We start from the raw sequence: 19,693 nt of genomic DNA on the forward strand, positions 1-19,693 counted from the left end.
CGCCGTCGGAGGCCTATTCCTTATGCCCAAATTTCGGTAGTAATTCACTAATTCTTACTTATATTGATTATTTAGTTATTATTTTTTTAAAATATCATTTTTCATAGCGTACTTTACACTATCCATTACATTTAATATTATATGCTCTTTTGTTGGCTTTGACAACAAAAAATGTTGTATTTTCTAACATTATTCTATCCATATTTTTTAATTTTAATCAATCATATATATGTATTTAGGTATAATATACCATTTAAAAATATCTTAAAATAATAGTATCGATAGTAAAAATACACTTTCAAATAACTATGTAAATAAAAAGCCTTGATTATATTTTAACCAAGACTTTTTATTTACACCTTATTCTTTACTCAATATCTTTTTTAATAACTCTAAAGCACTTTCATCATCTTCACAGTTTGTTCCAAGTTGACCTCTAAACGCTTTTGCTAATATTGATTTTTTTATTAATTCTATTTGTTCTTCTAATTGGGTAAGTTCTTCTATTTTTGATTCCTCTTCTAAAAGCTTATCTAAAATTCCCACTATTTCTATTTGTTCTCTTTTGGGTGGCACTATACAATCCAATTCTCTTACTTTTTGACAATTTAAAGCTTTTGGACCAGTTCCATTTCCACTACCTCTATTTCTTTTATAATTATATTGTAGCCAATACCATAAGAATTCTGACATAACTTCTTCATGGCTTAAATCAATAGCTGCTATATTTTGATTTATAGTTGCATCTATATCTAATATAGAACTCTGTCCTCTCGTTTTACCTTCGCCAATCATAGCAATTAACACAGATCCCTTTTTGATTAATTTTACAGATGAATTTTTAAATCCCTCTTCTGTAATACATTCTTTAGTATGATTAATTCTATTATTTTTAACCTCACCAGAACTTACCCATGGTATATCCCCACCCCAAAAATTTTCCTCTTTTCGAGATGGGGTACTTCCATTAGTTACTTTAGCAATAGCCCCTATATTGCATTTTATCCAATTAGAGTTTTTAATAGTTTTATCAGTATCACTCTTAGATTGTAACTCAGTTAATATCTTATACTCTTTCTTAGATAACTTATCAGAATAAAATTCATTAATTCTTAATATTACTTGATTATCTAAAATCAAATTATTTCTTCTCCACGCTTTAGTCAATTCCCCCCTAAAAGCTTTCTCCAATATAGCAGATTTTCTCTTTTCAAAATCATCTCTAGCTTCTTCTATTAATTCCTTAGCCTTATCTAACTTTTCAAAAAGACTTTCTATTTTATCAACAATTCTTTGTTGCTCTTTTAATGGTGGAAGTGGCACTGGTATTTTATTCATACTCGCTTGCGTTAACTTTAATCTAGTAGTTCCATTTACATAATCATTGTAGTTAAATACATTTAAATAGTGCATCAAATACTTATTGCCATCAATTCCATAATAAGATTTTAATATATGTGCATGATTATTTACCCATGCCTTTCCATCAATAATATATGACTTATTCTTTAAGATATCCAAAAATGGTGCTCCATCTTCTCCTACTAAAACTAAGTTTTCATTTGTTAAGTAATCATCTATAAACCCTACTTGACCAGTAGCACCATAATAAGGTATTTCCCCAACTCTTTTTGCTCTCTCTGCTGAATTAATAGGTTTTCTAAACTTATCTAAACAATCTGCAAAACCACCATTTAGCTTTACCCATATCCAATTCTCCGGCACTTCATAAGGAATATCTTTAACAATAGCTTCTTCTAACTTTTCTTCCAATGTCATTTTCTTCTTAGCCATCATTATTCCTCACTTTCAAGAGCTGTTAATTCTTTAATAACGCTCATAAGCAAGTCTGTTGCTTCTTCTAGCTTTGCTACTGCTTCTTCTGCACTTTCAATTGGATCCGGTAAATCTTCATAATCAAGAATTGAATCATCCTTAATAAGTCCTAAATCTAAATTATCATTCTTTTCTCTAATTTCTTCTCTAGTGAATTTATTCCATCTTTCATCTTCTACTTTTTCTCTATCTTCTGCTGTATAAGCCTTAACAAATTCATCAAAATGAGATTCTTTTAATGGATTAGTTTTACCAAAGTTAGGCATATTAGTTCTTAAATCATAGAACCATACATCTTTTGTATTACCTTTATCTTCAGTTCCTCTAGTAAAGAATAATACATTTGTCTTAACTCCTTGAGCATAGAATATACCTGTTGGAAGTCTTAGTATTGTATGAAGATTACATTTATCCATTAAGTCTTCTCTTATTTTAGTTCCATCACCTTCTTGGAATAAAACATTATCAGGTAATACTACTGCTGCTCTTGCCTTTCCATCTGCTTTTAAACTTCTATATATGTGTTGTAAAAAGTTTAATTGCTTATTTGATGTCATAAATGTCAAGTCATCTCTAGTAGCTCTTTCTCCACCTTTCTTAGTACCAAAAGGTGGGTTTGAAAGCACTACATCTAAGTCTTTCATTTGCTTTCCTACATTAGTTAATGTATCTCCTAATATGATATTTCCTTCAATATCATGTAACATTGCATTCATAAGTGCTAATCTATGAGTTTCATGAACTAATTCACATCCTGAGAAAGCTTCTGTTCTTTGGAATTCGGCTAAATCTGTATCTAAATCAAAATAGTTATCTGTTTTTTCTTTTAAGTAGTGGTCTGCTGCTATCATAAATCCAAATGTTCCTGCTGCTGGGTCATTACATTTTTCACCTGGCTTTGGATCTACAAGCTTAACCATAACATCTATAAGAACTCTTGGAGTAAAGTATTGCCCTGCTCCTGATTTCTTTTCTGATGCATTCTTTTCTAAAAGTCCTTCATAAAGATTTCCAAATCCCTCTTCTTTAGCAGAGTACCAGTCTAATCCATCTATTGTTGTTATTATCTTTTCCAAGTTCTTTGGTTCTTCTATATTAGTAGCTGAACCTTGATATATTTGTTGTACTCTTCCTGTAGACTTATCTCCTAAATAATTTAATAAATCTTTGTAGAAAGTTTTTAGCTCTATTCCACTTTTTGATTTTAAATCATCCCATCTATATCCTTCTGGAATCTTGCTTTCTGATCCAGTTTCTTTTGCCATTTTTAAGAATAAGATATAAGTTAATTCTGTAACATATTGATGATAAGTTATACCATCATCTCTAAGTACATTACAAAGATTCCAAAGTTTACTTACTATTTCTTGCGTATTCATTATTAGCTAATCTCCTTGCCTTCAAACATGTATGTTTTTAATTTTGTTAATATTTCTCCTAGATTTCCATTAAACAGCTTTTCATTTAATCTGTCAAATCCACCACCTTGAGTTTTAAATGCTCCAGTGTCTAATGTTTCTTTATCTATTACTACTTCTTTTAACATTACTTTTTCTATTCTGTTAAGCCAATTTTCTTGATGCTTAGTTAAATCATACTCTCTTTTAATTCTTGCAACAGCTCTCTTAACTCTTTCTTCATTAGATTCTAATGGACTACCTAAAGCTTGTTGTCTAATAAATGCAATTATATCTGCAACTATTTCTTCATGTTTTAAGTCTTTCCAAGCAGTTTTGAGATATTCTTCACTAAAGCCATTGTTATCTAGTACTGCTTTCAATTGTTTTAAACTTTCCTTAGTTAAATCCTGTGGTCTAGTACAAACAATTTCTAAAGCTTGAATAGTATTTTTATTTTCTTCAATATAATTTTTAAACTCTTCAATATAATCTTCAGGCTTCTTACCTTTACCATATCCTCTAGTATGAGATATAAGTTTATCTTCTGCTTTTGATACTATTATAACTTCATCACTACTATATTTTTCATCAAGATATTCAATAAGTGAATTATTATTAATAATTGCCTTAACAGCAGAATCAGTGCTAACTTGTTGTAATTCTTTTATAAATTCTTCAGGTGTTTTATCATTGCATAAGCTCTTAAAGATTAACTTTTCATTTTCATCTATTAATTTCTTCTTTCTTTGAAGCTTAGCAATAACTTTTTTGACTGTAGCTTCTTTTTCTTCTTCATTATCTGATCTTTCTAATGTTTCCTTTAATATTTTAAAGCTAGTAGTTTTACTTGCTGCAACTGGCTTCATATTAGTTACATCTTTTAATGCTTCATAAAGTCTTACACAGTCAAATATCTCAAAGTGATTTTTATTTATTTCATCACAAAGACGAGTTGCTCTTCCTAACATTTGTTCATAAAGTATTCTAGATTTTACTCTTCTTAAAAATACTATTTTATCAATCTTAGGTACATCTATCCCTGTAGATAATAAATCAACTGTAACAACTACATTAGGGTATCTTTCATTTTTAAATCTCTTAATAGCTAGATCTGGATCTTTTATTGAACCTGTAATTTTTAAAATAGAATCATCATCTACTCCACCTATAGTATCCCTAAATATTTCTTTTAATACTCTAACTATCATATCAGCGTGAGCATCACTAGCTGCAAATATTAATGTTTTTCCTTCATCATTTTCAGGATCAATATACTTTGCCACCTCTTCTAATGCTACTCTTGTGTGAGACTCTATTATTACTTTCTTATTAAACGAATCTACTTCAAAATCCATATCATCTTCAAGTTCAGCTCCATTAATAAGTTCGCCTGTATACTTGTTATACTTAGCAACCTTATCACCTTTACTATAGTGAATGCCATCCCTTGTAAGTTCTGTTTCTATTAAATGTGGAGGTTCATGGTCTACAAGATATCCATCAATAACAGCATCTCTATAACTATAGTTATACACTGGCTCTCCAAATATCATAGTTGTATGAAGTGCAGGTGTGGCTGTTAATGCAACCTTAAATGCATCAAAGTACTCTATAACTTTCTTATATTTACTCAAGAAATCTTTGTTATCTCTCCACTCAATTTCACTATCAGTCATTTCCTTATCTAATGTATAACCTCTATGCGCTTCATCTACTATTACACAATCATAATCACCAACTGATGGCACATTAGTTTCATCTTCGTTATACATTATTCTCTTAACCATAGCTTGAACTGTTGCTATATGAATTTTAGTTTCTTTATCTATTAATTTTTCATCTAATCCATTTATATTGTAGATTTGATTCAATGTTTTTAAATCTTCAATCTTAACTTCCTTAAATGTATCCATAGCTTGATCACCTAAAGAAGTTCTATCAACTAAGAAAAGTATTCTTCTATATCTCTTAGTTTTAAGCAATCTATAAATTAATCCTAATACCGTTCTTGTTTTACCTGTACCAGTTGCCATAGTAATTAAAGCTGATTTTTTACCCTCTATAATAGCTCTTTCTACAGCCTTTATTGCCTCAACTTGATAGTATCTAAGTCCAATACTATTTTCACTTTGTAAAAATTCAAAACTCATATCATCTAATGATTTATTTGCACTAGCAATATCTTCATTAAGCATAGCTTCAAGCTTTTCTGGTGAATACCATCCTTGAAGTACTTTTTCATTATTCTTAGGATTTCTACAATCTAAGAAATGAACACCACTTTTATCTTCTATCTCTTTTATATACTTTCTTCCATTAGAAGTAAATAAAAATGGCACTTTATATTCATTCCATTTAGAAACAACATATTCACTATGTTCTTCCTTAACTCCTTTGGCATAAGTCTTTGATTCAACCATAATACCAGCTACATCTTTTGAATATTTCTTAGCTTCAATAAATCCCACAAGCTTTTCTCCAATAAATAAAGCATAATCTACTGAGCCATTTCCTTTTCCCTCAGAATATGTTGGCCATTCAGCTATAGCCAAATTTTTTCCTTTAGTGGGTCTTGTCCCCTTTGAATACCTAATATTAATAGTATCAGCTTCCCAACCAGCAGCTTGTAATTGTGCATCTATTATTCTTCTAGTTTCAGCTTCATTTAATTCAATACGCCTACTAGCCTTTTTACCTTGGATTTTTCGTTCTTCTAATTGTTTCTTATCCTTTTCTGATGATTTTAATTTAGCAAGTTCAGCCTCTAATGCTTTTACCTTTTCATCATATTCTTTAGCTATATCATTAACATTTTCACCATACTCATTTTCTGAAGGCACTTCAAAAGGCTTTGGTTCAAAGTCCCAATCACCATAAGTCTGCATAAACCAAACAGCTAATTTATATGTCAATTCTAATTGTATCTTTGCTTTTTCTATATCTTCATATCCATTATGAGCTGCACTATTTCTCTTAACTCTTAGCATATGAAGAATACTATCTATATCCTCTGGAATTAAATCTTCCTTTTTAAGTAACTTAATTCTATTATTATGATTATTCTCATGAGCTATTAAAGTCTCATCAACTTCTTCCATTGATACCATGTACTTTACAAGTATCTCTCCAAACATACCACACTTAATGAATGTAGTATTAGAATCTATATAAAGATTTCTCTCTGCTAATCGCCCTAAATTTTCCAGTATAGGCCATCTTTCTTTTAAAAAAGTAAAGTTACTCATCTTTATTTCCCCCATTATATACTAAAGTCTATCTTTATTTTAACATCTGAAGCTATAAAATTACAGAAGTTCTTTATTTTTAATTCCAAGTACAATACTCGATATACAACAGAAAAAGGGGCTGTCGCATTAGCAGTTAAAAACTGCTGGCGATAAGTCCCTTTTGCTTAGTAATATTGTAATTTAAAATAAATTAAATAATTATCCTCTAAAATTAGGTGACTTTAACAAAACCCTATAATTAAGGGTTTTGTTATGTAAATATATGTAATAAAAATCAAGCTGTTCGAGTTAATTTAAATAAATATGTGCCAGTACGTTTGGATTGAATTTTATTATGCAATTTATTTATATTATGAGCAAAAGCAAGAAGAATACTTTCAGCAAGTATATTTTCAGTACCAGAACATAAAAACCTTCTAAAACCCATATCCTGTTTTATACTTGCAAATGAGCCTTCGGCCTGAATAGATCTATTCATTCTTAAAATGCAACCTTCTTCGCTCGTAATTCTTTGCAGGTCGGACTTGCGCTGACAATTGAACTTTTTTGACACCTCAAGTTTTTTACTTCTATCTTCTAATGGAGTTTTACAATTATGCCCTTTAATACAATCTTTCTTGAATTTGCAATTATTACACTCTTTGCAAACATAAACTGTTTTTAAACTCTTATACTCAGTTTTTGATTTTCGTGTTAATGTGTTGGTTGCATAAAGCTTTTTATTGTTTTTGCATACATAGTAATCACCATCATAATTGTAAATCATATTTTCTGCTTTACTTATATCATTTTTATATTTTCGTGTTTTTGATATTTCATAATTAGCAGGTTTTATATATGAAAGTTGACCATTACTTTCAATGAAACCATAATTTTCTTCACTTTCATATCCAGAATCTGCAACAATTTTTAGATATTTAAAATTTAAATGTTCTTGCATACTTTCTAAGAATGGAATTAAAGTTGTAGTATCTGTAGGTTGTGGACCAATAGTTAGCCATGTGATATATTCTGAATCAACTCCATGTTGTAAATTATATGCCGGTTTAAGTTGACCATTCTTCATTGCATCTTCTTTCATTCTCATAAATGTTGCATCAATATCTGTTTTCGAATAACTATTGCGTTTTCCACAAGTATGTATTTTAGTTGTATATTCTTTTAGTTTTTTAAGATAATCTTCAAGTGTTTCAATCGAGCGCTGCAAAGCATTTTTTCTCTTTCCTTTTCCATGAACAAACTCAATATTTTCCGCCTTTTTTATTGAATAAAGTTTTTTTCTTAATTTTTTAACATGCCTCATTTGAACAATATTATTATGAACAATTTTAATATCATAAAGTTGTTCACATTCTGCAACGAAATCAGCTATCTTATCTAATAATTTCCTCATATTTTTAGTAATAGCTTTTTTCCAAACAAATGTATATTTATTTGCTTTCGCTTCGATTTTAGTACCATCAATAAATATAGCTTCTCCTGATATTTCACCAATTTCAAATAAAAAATTAGTTACTTGAGCCATTATATTAACTGCACATGGAGCAAAATGAAGCGTTCTAAATCTAGCAAATGTAGCATGGTCTGGAACAGGACAGCCCTCAAGTAAAAACATAAAATTAATGTCACGTTTACATGCACTTTCTATACTTCTAGATGAATAAATTCTGTTCATATATGCATAAATCATGATTTTTAGTAACTTTCGTGGCGAAGCTTGATTTTCTCTACTAATACGAGAATAAGTCATGTATAATTCTGATAAATCCATCCCTTCAATAAATTGACTTAGCAAACGTACAGGATCATTACTTGGAATCATATAACCAATATTTAATGGCAAGGTTAATTGATAACCATTCAAAAAACTTGTATAATTAGCTTGTAGAATATTTGTTTTTGTCATACTTATATTTTACTACAAAACCCCAAACTCTAGAAGTTTGGGGTTTTGTTAATTTTAAAAGGGCTGAGCACTAATTTTTTAGTGCGACAGCCCCATTCATTAAAATATTTTACTTACATCATATAATATATAGAGCAAAAGTATACCTATTACAATCCAAGTTATAATAATTCCCCATTACGGTTTTTTTCTTTTGGTTTTAAGCTACGAGAGATTTGCTTTAATGATTCATTAATTTCTTCTAAATTCTTGTCTTTTAGCCAGTCTTCTGAATTCATATCTTTTCTCCTAACAATTATTTATAACATAATTTATTAATTGTTCTAATTCTTTATATATTATTATAATTATGCCACAAATATACCAAAACCACTTTTTTCTTTATAACTTAATTTTCAGTTACAACAATTCTAAACTTTTTAATATTGATAAAAAGCATATAATGCACCAGAAATAGAATATAAAAATAAAAGTTGAAGAAATATCAAACAAATCATATTTTCAATTTCTTGCCTGTCTTCTTCTCATATGATTTTATAACTTTTTCAGGTATTATTCCTAAGAAATAATCTTCGATTAAATTCCATATTTCATCACTTGTAAATTTTCCTTCATATATATAAGTAAGCATTTCTACTGATACTAAATGTCTTTCACTAACCATCTCTAATAATTTGTTGTGATATCTCCATGGCTGATCTATTATTTCTTTTAAAGTCTTAGTCTGATTGACATATATATAAATCTGACTATTTTTACCACCTAGAACTTTAAACACAAGTATATCTAAAGTTTCAAGTATACCTAAGCCCATGATTATTTCTTTAAAACTACTTTGGTTTCCTTCGTTTACAAGATACATTTTATTGTCAACTGAATTTTCACTTACAATTTTAAATATTTTTTCTATCCATCTGAAGAAGCCACTTGTTCCATTTAAAAACTTATACTTAACATCACCATTTTTTAATGGTTTAACTGTAAATGCTTTTGCCTGCGTACTCTTACTAATATCTCTTATATACACTGACATAGAAGAAATCAGAGTTTCTGTTATACTTTTAGCTTTATATTTGTTAACCTTTAAAGAATTCTGTAACTCTTTAGAAATATCATCTACTGAATAATATTCTTCTTTTCTAACTGCTTGATTAATAAAGTTTCTTATTCCTTCCATATATCTCTCATATATATTATAGAAGTTTTTCTCAAATTCTAAATCTACTATTAATGCAGAATAAATATCATTTATAAATTTAAATTGCAGATCGCTTGATTTAGTATAAATTAAATATTTAAACTGAGGAAATGAATACTTATAATTAAATCTATGCTCCCATATCTTTTTTAAATTCAATGAACAAATATTCATTTTTTCATCTATAACACTTAATATTTCCCCATATTCCTTAACTATCTCTCTTTGAATTACTGGTGAAATTTTAAAGAAACCAGTTTCAAACATTGGTATAGGTCTTACATGAAAAGGTGAAAATGAAAATTTTCTTTCAAAGTCTTTTTGGATTAATAACATAGCTGTTTTAACCTTATTTATTCCATCATCCTCATTCATAAATGGATTTTCAAAAATATGCGAAAAACTTTCTGCATCTACTAACATTTCATTTCTCTTCTTTGTGATCTTATTTCCTTTTTTCTGACTTGCCACATTAGATAAATGTAACTCATAGACCTTTTTTATTACTTCTATTAATTGATATTCTTTTAAAATTGATAGACCATGTAATTTATTGATATGTTTAAAATCATTGCTCATAAATCTATAATATGCTTCACCTTGAAGATCACTTCTTCTAGCTGCTCTACCTATTTCTTGAACATAATCGCATACATTACCTGTTGGTGCAAAATGAGCTACAATTTCTATATCATCAATATCAATTCCCATTCCAAAAGCTTTAGTTGCAAGCATTATATTTGTATCTTTATTTAAAAACTTTTCATAATTTTCTTCTTTTTCATATCCAGCTAATTGTCCATGATATTTAGAAACTTTACTTTTATACCCTTTCACATCACAGTATTCATAAAATCTATTAATCAATGCAACTGTAGGGAAATAAATCAACATCTTTTTATCCATAGCCAATGCATACTCAATCTGATTTATTAAATCATCAAATTTATTTAACTCATATTCTGTCTTATTAGTTATTGCCTTCTGATTTAATATCTCAATTTCTAAATCATATCTCTTAATGTATCCTAAATAAGTTACTGGATCTATCATCTTCAAGCTTTCTAAAGTCTCTTCATACATATTTTCTATTCCGCCATATATAGAAGTAGCCGTAAATGTAGCAATAACGAATCCCATTCCTTTATTTTCTTTTTTCATTTGATTCTTTTTTATCTTATTTAAATGATCACCAAGATACCAATAGTCAGGTCTGAATTGTTTTCCCCATGTTGTTACAATATGAGCTTCATCAATAACAACAAGACCTAATTTTCTGTCTCCGATTAATTGATCAACATCACTTCTGCTTAATAAAGTTTCTGGGGAAATATACAGTATATTACACTTTTTATCTGCAATATCATTTATTATTTCCTGTTTTTGAATTGGAGTTATATCAGAATTGATTGTTCTTGCAAATTTGTAGTTTATTAATTCTAGATTATTTACTTGATCCTTCATAAGGCCTATTAATGGAGATATTACTATTGTAAGTAAATTATCATATTTTTCTGCCAAATAAATTGCTGGTATTTGAAACATTACAGATTTTCCTGCTCCAGTCGGAGCTGTTACAAATACATCTCTGTATTCTTTATTATTTATACATTTCTCAGTTTCACTTACTATACTTTCAATAACTTCACCTTGTGATATTTCAATAACCTTTTTTTCTTTATTATCTAAAGATGCCATATCATATACTTTAATATTTCTGAAATCTTTATGTCCCCAATATTGACTTAAAATATCTTTAAATTCTTTTCTAACACTTTTATTACTATAATTTTCTCTTTTTGAAACTACGGAAATTTTAGTAGTTTGTCCAAAAAGATAATTTAAAATTTGTAGCTTTTCTTTTATAAAAATATTTGTTATATAATTTTTTTTGTTTATAACATTTATTTCTTTTTTCAAGCCTAAACTTATACTTTTAACTAATCTAACATAATCTTCCTCATCATTTAGATCAATTCCTTCTTGATTACCATCAATATAATTGATAACCACTTCATCTGATATACTCTGATTAAATAATTCAATGTATTCTTCTTTCTCTGAGTCTAAATTTTCGTTATAAGTAACATAGAATTCTCCATCAATATTTTTGACATTAGAATAAATCTGAACATATTCTTCTATACTTCCTATTTCATATTCTTCCCCCTCTTTTTCATCATCAAAATTTATAAGCAATTTATTAAGTATATCCTTATCTATATCAACATCCATAGGATATAAATTAACATATAAATTATTTTCTAATATAATTATTTTTTCATACTGCATATTAATTATAGGATATAAAGCTAAATACTCATCATAACTTATAACTTTTTTCTTATTATAAATTTGTGTAAGAAAGTACTCCATTTTATTAGATATAATAGTATCAATATTTACTTTACGTTGATCTTCATTTATCAGATCACTTTTAAACCCTTTAATAACTATAAGTTTATCATTTTCATTTGCAATTTCATTTAACTTATCTTTTAATATTTTATTTACATTCATAATACCTTCTCCTATTCAATAAAATCTTTTAATTTTTTGCTCCTACTTGGATGTTTTAATTTTTTTAACGCCTTTGATTCTATCTGTCTTATCCTTTCTCTAGTAACACCATAAACTTGTCCTATTTCTTCTAATGTCCTATCTTTTCCATCAACTAACCCAAATCTCAATTGTAATACATTTTTTTCTCTTTCTTTAAGAGTATTTAATTGTAATTGGATTATTTCTTTTTCTATATTTTCTACAACCTGATCCTCTACCAATTTTTCTTCCTTATCTTCAATCAAGTCTATTAATTCTGTTTCACTATCTTCTCCCACTAATGTATTAATTGATGTTAAAGTTAAAATATTTTTTCTCAAAGATAGTGCCAGATTAAATTTTTCTTCAGATATACCTTCCTTTTTAACTATTTCAAGAATCTTTTCATTTGATAAGCCCTCATTTTTCACTAAAATATAAGTAACTTTTATTATAGTTTCCACCATGTGTACAGGTATTCTAATTGTAAATCCATAATCAATAATATCCCTTTTTATTTTTTGATCTATCCACCATATAGAATAAGTTGACAAATTTGCTCCTTTATCAGCTTTAAAACCTTCAACAGCTTTCATCAAACCTAAAGCTCCACTTTGAAATAGATCTTCTTCCTCGAGTTTATGTTTAAGAAACTTATTATGTTTTCTAACTCTGCTCCAAATTAAATTTTCATTTTTTTCTATTATTATATTTAATACTTCCTTTTTCCCTTGTTTATATAATGCACATAATTGTTCATTGGAAAGATTTTTTAGGTTTTTAGTATTTAAATTATTATTTTTTTTATCATCAATTTTAATTTCTTTAGCATTATTATTCTGTTTTATAACAATTTCAATATTATTTTTCTTTAAAATTCTAATTATTTCTACTACTTCAGATCTGCTACACTCATTAAAAATTGATTTAAAATCTTCTGTATTTAATTTGTTTTTATCATACAAATAACTATCTACTATGCTTATAATGTACTTTTCATTAAACATACTTTATCACCACCATAATATTGTCTCAGTCGATTAGTTCTGTTTTCTTAGAACAGATTGATTAACCTTGTCCTATTTCTATATTACCATCAATATATGAACATTTATTTAATATCTTATTTTATGTTTCCTTGAGCTTGTCTAGTAAGTCATTAATATTACTCTCAATTTGTGACATATATAATTCTTATTTTTTACTTTATCTTTATCAAACGCTGCCAAAAGTGGCAACGTTCATATTTAAATCATTCTAATCATAAAAGCTAATTCTTTTCCACCATAAGATTCAATGCATTCTTAATCTCAATTTGTTCTTCATTATATATTTCCTTAGCTTTAGAAATTCTTTTATTATAATCATCTTGAGATTGCTTTATCATTTTAGCCACATTTCTTTGTGTATCCATATCTATATCAGGTACTAATAATTTTTCAATATCTTTATGGGATATGGATTTTATTGCTGTTCCTTTTATTATCCCTTGAACTAAGCTTTGGCCTAACTCACTTTCTAAATAGTATTTTAATATTTCTGGCAAGTATTTATCCTCATAAGTTCTTACAATAAATAAATTAGCTGATACTATAGCTTTAATATCTTCTTCAACTATAGCAACTTTAAACTGAGTTCCTTTTGAAGTTACTAATACATCGCCTTTTTTAACTTCATATACCCCTTCCCATTTTCCTTCTATCTGAATTTTATCAGACTCATTTACTACTATTTTTCCATCAACAATATTACCAATAGATATTAGATAATGTGTTCTTCTGCTTCCAGTATTTAATGCATCCAGCTTACCTTTATTTACTTGAACGCCTCTTCTTATTTGAGCTATAGTAGAAAACTCAACCATCTTAATATGATTAATACTTTCCACGATTTTCTCGCTCTTAATATATTCAAATGCATTTAAATCATATTGTTTCTTTTCTAGCTTTTCCTTATCTAATATGAAGCTTATTTCATTTTCTTCAAAGTTTCTATATGCTTCAACTGCTGCATTAATACCCTCTTCTGAGATTGTATAATTTCTTCTGTCTATACTTTCAACAAAATCTATAAGATCAATAAATTGAATTTTATTGTTTCTTTTAGCTTCCTTATTCTTATTAAAAATAATCCAGCATGTAACTATATTAGTATAAGAAAGGACTGAAGACGGAATTCTAACTACAGCTTCAATTAAATCTTCACTGATAATACTCTTTCTTATTCTTTCCTCTGCACCAACTCTGAACAATGCACCTATTGGTAGTAATACAGCACCCTTTCCATCATCTTTAAGTGTGCTTAAAATATGATTTGCAACAAGCCAGTCTGAATTTGTGCTTATATCCTGTGATACACCATACTTAAATCTGTTGAATGTATCATTTTTAACTACATCCTTATCAACCTTCACCATAAATGGTGGATTAGAAACACTCACATTAAACTTTATCAATTCATTTTCTGATATAAATTTTGGATCTTTTAAGCTATCACCTTCAACTATTCTATCTTTATTACCTGTAATTAAGAAATTAATAAGCTGCCCTATAGCAAAAACTTCATTAGATATCTCCTGGCCATAATAATTTAATTTATATCCTTCAGAATCGTCTAACTTTAAATATTCTTTTAAAACCAGCTCAGTACCAGATTCACCGTTAAAATAATCAACAACAGTATCGTCTACACTAGGATTAATAAATTTAATTGGAATCTCTAAAATTCTACTTTGTGTAGTTGTATCATACATTTTACCATCTACATTGGCAGTTCCTCTAAGCTCATTACAGAAATTAACAACATCATTAGAATTAACAACTGCATTAACAATATTAATCATCTTATCAAAGTCTGTATCCTTCATATTTAAAATAACTTCCATTGGTTTCTTGTAACTAAAAATCTCTAAACGTGTTAATTCCTTAATTTTATTCATCGCTTCTATCAAGTTTTCCTTATCTAAAGATGCATATCCCCACTCAATAGTAGTATCAATATTTAATCTTTCTTTATTTTCTAATATAAATTTTGTAGAGCTGACTTGTGCCATTACCTCTCTCTTAGTAACTGGATCTACTCCTAAATCCCCTCTAAAAATATCATGTATCAATGTTAAACTTTCCAATGTTTATTCCACCTTTCTATATCTTAATTTTAGTAAATGCTTTACTGAATGTAAATAGTCAAAAAAATATTGCATCAACTTTCTCTAATTTTAAACTTTTTACTTTTCAATATTTTCTTTACCTCTTATATCTTGATTTAGGTAAATACTTTACTGAATCCTAAATTCTAAGCAAATACCTCACTAACTTTTTTCAATTTATAAGTATTTAAATTCAATGATTCTATACTATACCCTTTATTCAAAGCTGCTTTAATAGCTCTATCTGTAACCTCAACTGTTATTACAGTAACTAAATCAGGTTTAAAAAAATCCTTAGAATATTCTCTGTGGCAAACAAAAATACACCCTGCATATTCTCTATATTCATGTAACCTGCCATCATCTTTTCTCAAGCATTTTATAAGAGTACTTCTTTTAATCATGCCTATCATCTTACTATACACATTAGTATGCCCAGAATTTGAAGTTAAATTTAATCTTCTTTCTATGAATCTATCCCTAGCATGCTTAGTAATATGGATATAACCAACAAACTCTTTCACTTCTAACCCTGCCTTTCTTTATTTTCAGTTTTTCGTTTACTGAATTTATGATTTTATTGTATACTTGTTGATTTTATTTGTCAATTAGTTTTTATAAATTAATTAAAATTCTTTTAAATCCCTGCCTGCTTCCTTTACAAATATAAAAGAACAGGCATCACTGCCTGTCCTCTATATAACATTTATGTACTAAAAAATCATTAGTTCAAATTTTTATGTAGATAGTAATGAATCAAAATGATAATACTATTTAAGTTACACAGTCAAATTAATCTTATTAATAAACTATAAATGTCTATTATTATTTCTATATAACTATAAACTTTTCTGTATATCCTAATTTGCCAAAATTCATTTATATTATTCTACTAAATTTTCACCACAATAATTATAAATTTGACTAATAATCCTATCTAAATAATCTTTTAAGTGTATATTCTCATTTGCTTCATTTGCAAACCATACATTAGATTGTCCAAAACCATAACTAGGTCCATTCTTTTTTCCCTTTCTAGGCACATACCATAATGTTCTTCTAATCCTTGCATTAACAGGTAACAGAACACAATCTTCCGCTTTAGCTATAACATTATAATCTTGTATATATCCATCTTCAAACTCAACTTCTTTATAATATCTAGATACAGTTGCATTCTTATACCATCCAACAATTGAAGTAAAATCTAAATAATCTGATTTTGCACACCATATTACAAGCACATCATCAATTTCTTCTATATCGTCACAGCTTTTATCACCTATCTTTTCACTTTATTCCCTACAAATACCCCTTTTATCATTTTAATATCTTTCTTTATATTCACACAAAAACTCAGTCAAGCAAATAATAACCTTACTGCTGTACTGCCATAATTCATAAAAATTGGACCTGAAAAAGTCTAATTTGACTCTTCTTCTGAGTATTCAACTAAATATTTGATATGCAGCGTAGTGAAGAACGGAATTTCTTCTGTTCCTCGATGCTCTTTCTCCAAAGCAGACAGGTGAAATGTAAGACATAACGAAGCGATAATTTAAAAGTTTAACAGCAAAGCGAGTGTGCTCGCCTTTTACTTGACCTTTAAATATCCTCTTCTCCAATTCCCTCTACTAAAAGCATAGCTTTAAATATTGAATTTAATAAATTATAAAGAATATCTTCACTTTTATTATCATCAAACAAGTCATTTAATGATATCTTTGATATAACTATCCACTCCTTACCCTTATACGGTAATATTTCACTATTAAATTCTTGTATAAATCTTTCTCTTCTATTTTCCTTTTTAGCTTTATCTTTTCCTAATCCTCTATATAATCTAACCAATGCTCCCTTACCAGCTAAGTTTGTTATATTCTTTACAATATAAAGATTTTCTTTATCTTTAAATGCTTGAGATAATTCTAATTGAAAACTATAGTCATGAAATTTAGATGAACCTGCTGTAATATGAGCATTTTTTAATTCTGTTTCATATGCCCACTCTCCAATACATATAAATACTTCATATAGTTTATTTTTATACTCTAGTACATTATATCCATTGTTACTATCCATTAAATAAAATTCATCCATACCATAATAATGTTCTGACTTTTGACTTTCTCCAATGTTAGGTGCATTTATTTTATATTTCCCATTTAATACTTCTATATTGATCTTATCTTTTAATCCAGCTTCATTTAATATGTACTTAATTCTATCTGCTTCACCTTGTGTTATCATTTCATACATACTACCTGTACCTCCAATACAAAACTTATATACTACTCTTTATCCTGCAATACTAATTTTTCATTAAATCTTTTCTCATTTTAAACATTAATGAATTATATTCTTTTTCTCTTCTTGAAAGCTCTTCTGAATATGCTTTGGCATCTGATATATAAACATCATAATTTCTGCGTTTTAATTCCATAAACTGCTTAATTATATCTTCACCTATCTTAACTAATTCTTTATCCTTTATGAAAGCTAATACTTCATCTATTTGTATGTATGATATTTTGTTTGCCCATTCTAATAAATATAATCTATCTTCAACTTTATCAATGCTGAATATAATTTTCTGCATCTTTTCCTGGAATGCTGATGTTATCTTATATAATTCACTTTCAGATTCAAATTTTTCTTGTAGATCTCCACCAACTTGGAAAGCAAACTTTTGATATATGCCTTTTCTTTCATCAATATAAAAATCATCAACTTTTTCTTTATATTCTTTAATTAACTCTAATAGTTCATTTATTATATTTTCCTGTGTAACATCATTAGATGCACTTACCTTATTTAATACTATTTCTCCTTTTAATCCTCTCTGTATTAATGGAAGAAGTTGTTTCTCGATAGTAAATCTTGTTTTATTCCAGTCAGAATACCACTTTTCCCATATATCCTGTTCAATTCCATCCTCTTCACATAGATTTTTTAATTCTTCTTTTTTAGCTGTCTTAAACACCTTATAATCCTCTGTCCATTCATCCCATACTTTTACTGCTAACACTGCAAATTCTCTATTCTTTTCAAAATATTCAATTTTCATAAGTGCATTTTTAATTATGTTTGCAGTATTTTCTGCTATGAAGCTAAAACTTGCTCTTTCTTCATTTTCAAGCATAGCTAATTCTTTAATTGCATTATCTCCACAGTTTATTTCATCAATTCTATTTTCAATATTTTCAGCCTGCTTCTTTATAGATAAAAGCTTTGTATTTACACTGCTCATTCCAATCTCAAAATGTTTCTTAAAGAATTTTTGTCTGTCTTTAAGCATCTCATTTTCTTCTTCTGTAAGATTAGGATTATCCTCATATTTCTTTGATAAAACTAATCCAATAGCATTACAGTCTGTTATAATATCTTCTTTCTGGCTTTCGTAATACTTCATCTTGTCCATAAGTTCATCAATCCAGCTCTCAACACCTTCATAATACTTAATTATCGAACCATTAATTGCATCTACATCATATTTAGAAAGTAATGTTCTATAATCAAATTCAGAAGATAATAAAACTTCTTTTTGTAAGTTATTAATCTGCTCCTGTATTTCACTTAATTTATTCATTAATGCAGGCTTCTCAATATACATTTTTCTGTATAATTCAGTTACTTCTTCATCATCAAATATTGGTTCTAAATTATTGTCTACAAATAAGTTTAATGTAAATTGTAATCTTTCTTTTTCTGTATAAATATTATTATCTGGTGATATATTTTTTTCATAGTCAAAATATGTTATTTCCTTATTACAAGGTATAATTGAAACACTCTCTCTACCTATACCAGCATCTGCCCCTTCATAATATAAATTTTTGGAACAAATATTACCATTATACCTAACTGCCCAATAACATCGATTCTTTATTCTCCAATAATTTCCCTCCTTAAAAATGAAATTGACACTATTTTATATGGTAGAAAAAGTTACGATTTATGGGGACAATACATTCCAAAAGATGAAGATTCTGAAGATGAAAAAGAAATTTGGAAATTGATTCATAGTAAAGAGAAATATGTGTTTTCGAGAACACAAATAGATACTGATAATAAAGCAATATTTATAAATAAAAACATTCTTGAAGAAGTAAATAAATTAAAGAGTAAGCCTGGCAAAGACATTTGGCTATATGGAGGAGCAAGTCTCATTACAACTTTTATAAATTTAGGGCTTATAGATGAATTTAGATTGTCTATTCACCCTGTTATTTTAGGAGAAGGAAAACCGTTGTTTATTGACATAAAGCAGAAATTCAATTTAAAAATGGTTAACACCAAAACATTCTCTTCTGGAGTTGTACAACTAATCTATCATTGGAATGATAATTAATTTTTAATATAACGCGTTGTGCTATTTTGAAAATTACAAAAATTGTAATTTTCAAAAGACGCAAA

At 27.9% G+C, this 19,693-nt stretch carries 12 protein-coding genes; 1 reads left to right on the forward strand and 11 read right to left on the reverse strand.

The features are described from left to right. Positions 1–360: 360 nt before the first annotated feature. From HF850_RS11800 to HF850_RS11850, 11 genes are all read right to left on the reverse strand, one after another. Positions 361–1,794: a restriction endonuclease subunit S gene (locus tag HF850_RS11800; protein WP_169105648.1), complete on the reverse strand. Its 1,434-nt coding sequence runs from the start codon at positions 1,792–1,794 to the stop codon at positions 361–363. A 2-nt stretch (positions 1,795–1,796) separates the two neighbouring features. After that, positions 1,797–3,215 (reverse strand): N-6 DNA methylase, encoded by a 1,419-nt coding sequence (locus tag HF850_RS11805; protein ID WP_169105649.1) that lies wholly within the window; start codon positions 3,213–3,215, stop codon positions 1,797–1,799. Positions 3,216–3,217: 2 nt separating this feature from the next. After that, positions 3,218–6,481, reverse strand: coding sequence for a type I restriction-modification system endonuclease (gene hsdR / locus HF850_RS11810; protein ID WP_169105650.1), 3,264 nt, complete (start codon positions 6,479–6,481; stop codon positions 3,218–3,220). Positions 6,482–6,758: 277 nt separating this feature from the next. Beyond that, complete coding sequence (locus HF850_RS11815) at positions 6,759–8,390, reverse strand: IS1182 family transposase (protein ID WP_169105651.1); 1,632 nt, start codon at positions 8,388–8,390, stop codon at positions 6,759–6,761. 493 nt (positions 8,391–8,883) lie between these two features. Next, on the reverse strand, positions 8,884–12,108 hold the full coding sequence (locus tag HF850_RS11820; RefSeq protein WP_169105652.1) for a DEAD/DEAH box helicase: 3,225 nt from the start codon (positions 12,106–12,108) through the stop codon (positions 8,884–8,886). An 11-nt stretch (positions 12,109–12,119) separates the two neighbouring features. Continuing rightward, positions 12,120–13,136, reverse strand: coding sequence for a sigma-70 family RNA polymerase sigma factor (locus tag HF850_RS11825; RefSeq protein WP_169105653.1), 1,017 nt, complete (start codon positions 13,134–13,136; stop codon positions 12,120–12,122). Between the two features lie 263 nt (positions 13,137–13,399). After that, a complete protein-coding gene (locus HF850_RS11830) occupies positions 13,400–15,256 on the reverse strand; it encodes an N-6 DNA methylase (RefSeq protein ID WP_169105654.1) in 1,857 nt (618 codons plus the stop codon). 167 nt (positions 15,257–15,423) lie between these two features. Beyond that, positions 15,424–15,801 carry a hypothetical protein gene (locus HF850_RS11835; protein ID WP_169105655.1) on the reverse strand — a complete coding sequence of 126 codons (378 nt, stop codon included), beginning with the start codon at positions 15,799–15,801 and terminating at the stop codon, positions 15,424–15,426. Positions 15,802–16,161: 360 nt separating this feature from the next. Beyond that, a complete protein-coding gene (locus HF850_RS11840; protein ID WP_169105656.1) occupies positions 16,162–16,521 on the reverse strand; it encodes a hypothetical protein in 360 nt (119 codons plus the stop codon). A gap of 361 nt (positions 16,522–16,882) precedes the next feature. Next, positions 16,883–17,536 carry a hypothetical protein gene (locus HF850_RS11845; protein WP_169105657.1) on the reverse strand — a complete coding sequence of 218 codons (654 nt, stop codon included), beginning with the start codon at positions 17,534–17,536 and terminating at the stop codon, positions 16,883–16,885. A gap of 52 nt (positions 17,537–17,588) precedes the next feature. Next, positions 17,589–18,890 carry a hypothetical protein gene (locus tag HF850_RS11850; RefSeq protein ID WP_169105658.1) on the reverse strand — a complete coding sequence of 434 codons (1,302 nt, stop codon included), beginning with the start codon at positions 18,888–18,890 and terminating at the stop codon, positions 17,589–17,591. A 306-nt stretch (positions 18,891–19,196) separates the two neighbouring features. On the opposite strand from HF850_RS11850, the gene HF850_RS11855 reads away from it, so the two are divergent. Further along, complete coding sequence (locus tag HF850_RS11855; protein WP_347564435.1) at positions 19,197–19,628, forward strand: dihydrofolate reductase family protein; 432 nt, start codon at positions 19,197–19,199, stop codon at positions 19,626–19,628. Positions 19,629–19,693 lie beyond the last annotated feature (65 nt).

Origin of the sequence: Clostridium sp. SM-530-WT-3G (assembly GCF_012843905.1) — a bacterium.
Taxonomy (GTDB): domain Bacteria; phylum Bacillota; class Clostridia; order Clostridiales; family Clostridiaceae; genus Clostridium.

Bases quoted from the DNA above. Each gene is read 5' to 3' on its own strand.
- HF850_RS11800 (WP_169105648.1), bottom strand. From the start codon at position 1,794: ATGGCTAAGAAGAAAATGACATTGGAAGAAAAGTTAGAAGAAGCTATT.
- HF850_RS11820 (WP_169105652.1), bottom strand. From the start codon at position 12,108: ATGAATGTAAATAAAATATTAAAAGATAAGTTAAATGAAATTGCAAAT.
- HF850_RS11825 (WP_169105653.1), bottom strand. From the start codon at position 13,136: ATGTTTAATGAAAAGTACATTATAAGCATAGTAGATAGTTATTTGTAT.
- hsdR (WP_169105650.1), bottom strand. From the start codon at position 6,481: ATGAGTAACTTTACTTTTTTAAAAGAAAGATGGCCTATACTGGAAAAT.
- HF850_RS11815 (WP_169105651.1), bottom strand. From the start codon at position 8,390: ATGACAAAAACAAATATTCTACAAGCTAATTATACAAGTTTTTTGAAT.
- HF850_RS11845 (WP_169105657.1), bottom strand. From the start codon at position 17,536: ATGTATGAAATGATAACACAAGGTGAAGCAGATAGAATTAAGTACATA.
- HF850_RS11850 (WP_169105658.1), bottom strand. From the start codon at position 18,890: ATGTATATTGAGAAGCCTGCATTAATGAATAAATTAAGTGAAATACAG.
- HF850_RS11805 (WP_169105649.1), bottom strand. From the start codon at position 3,215: ATGAATACGCAAGAAATAGTAAGTAAACTTTGGAATCTTTGTAATGTA.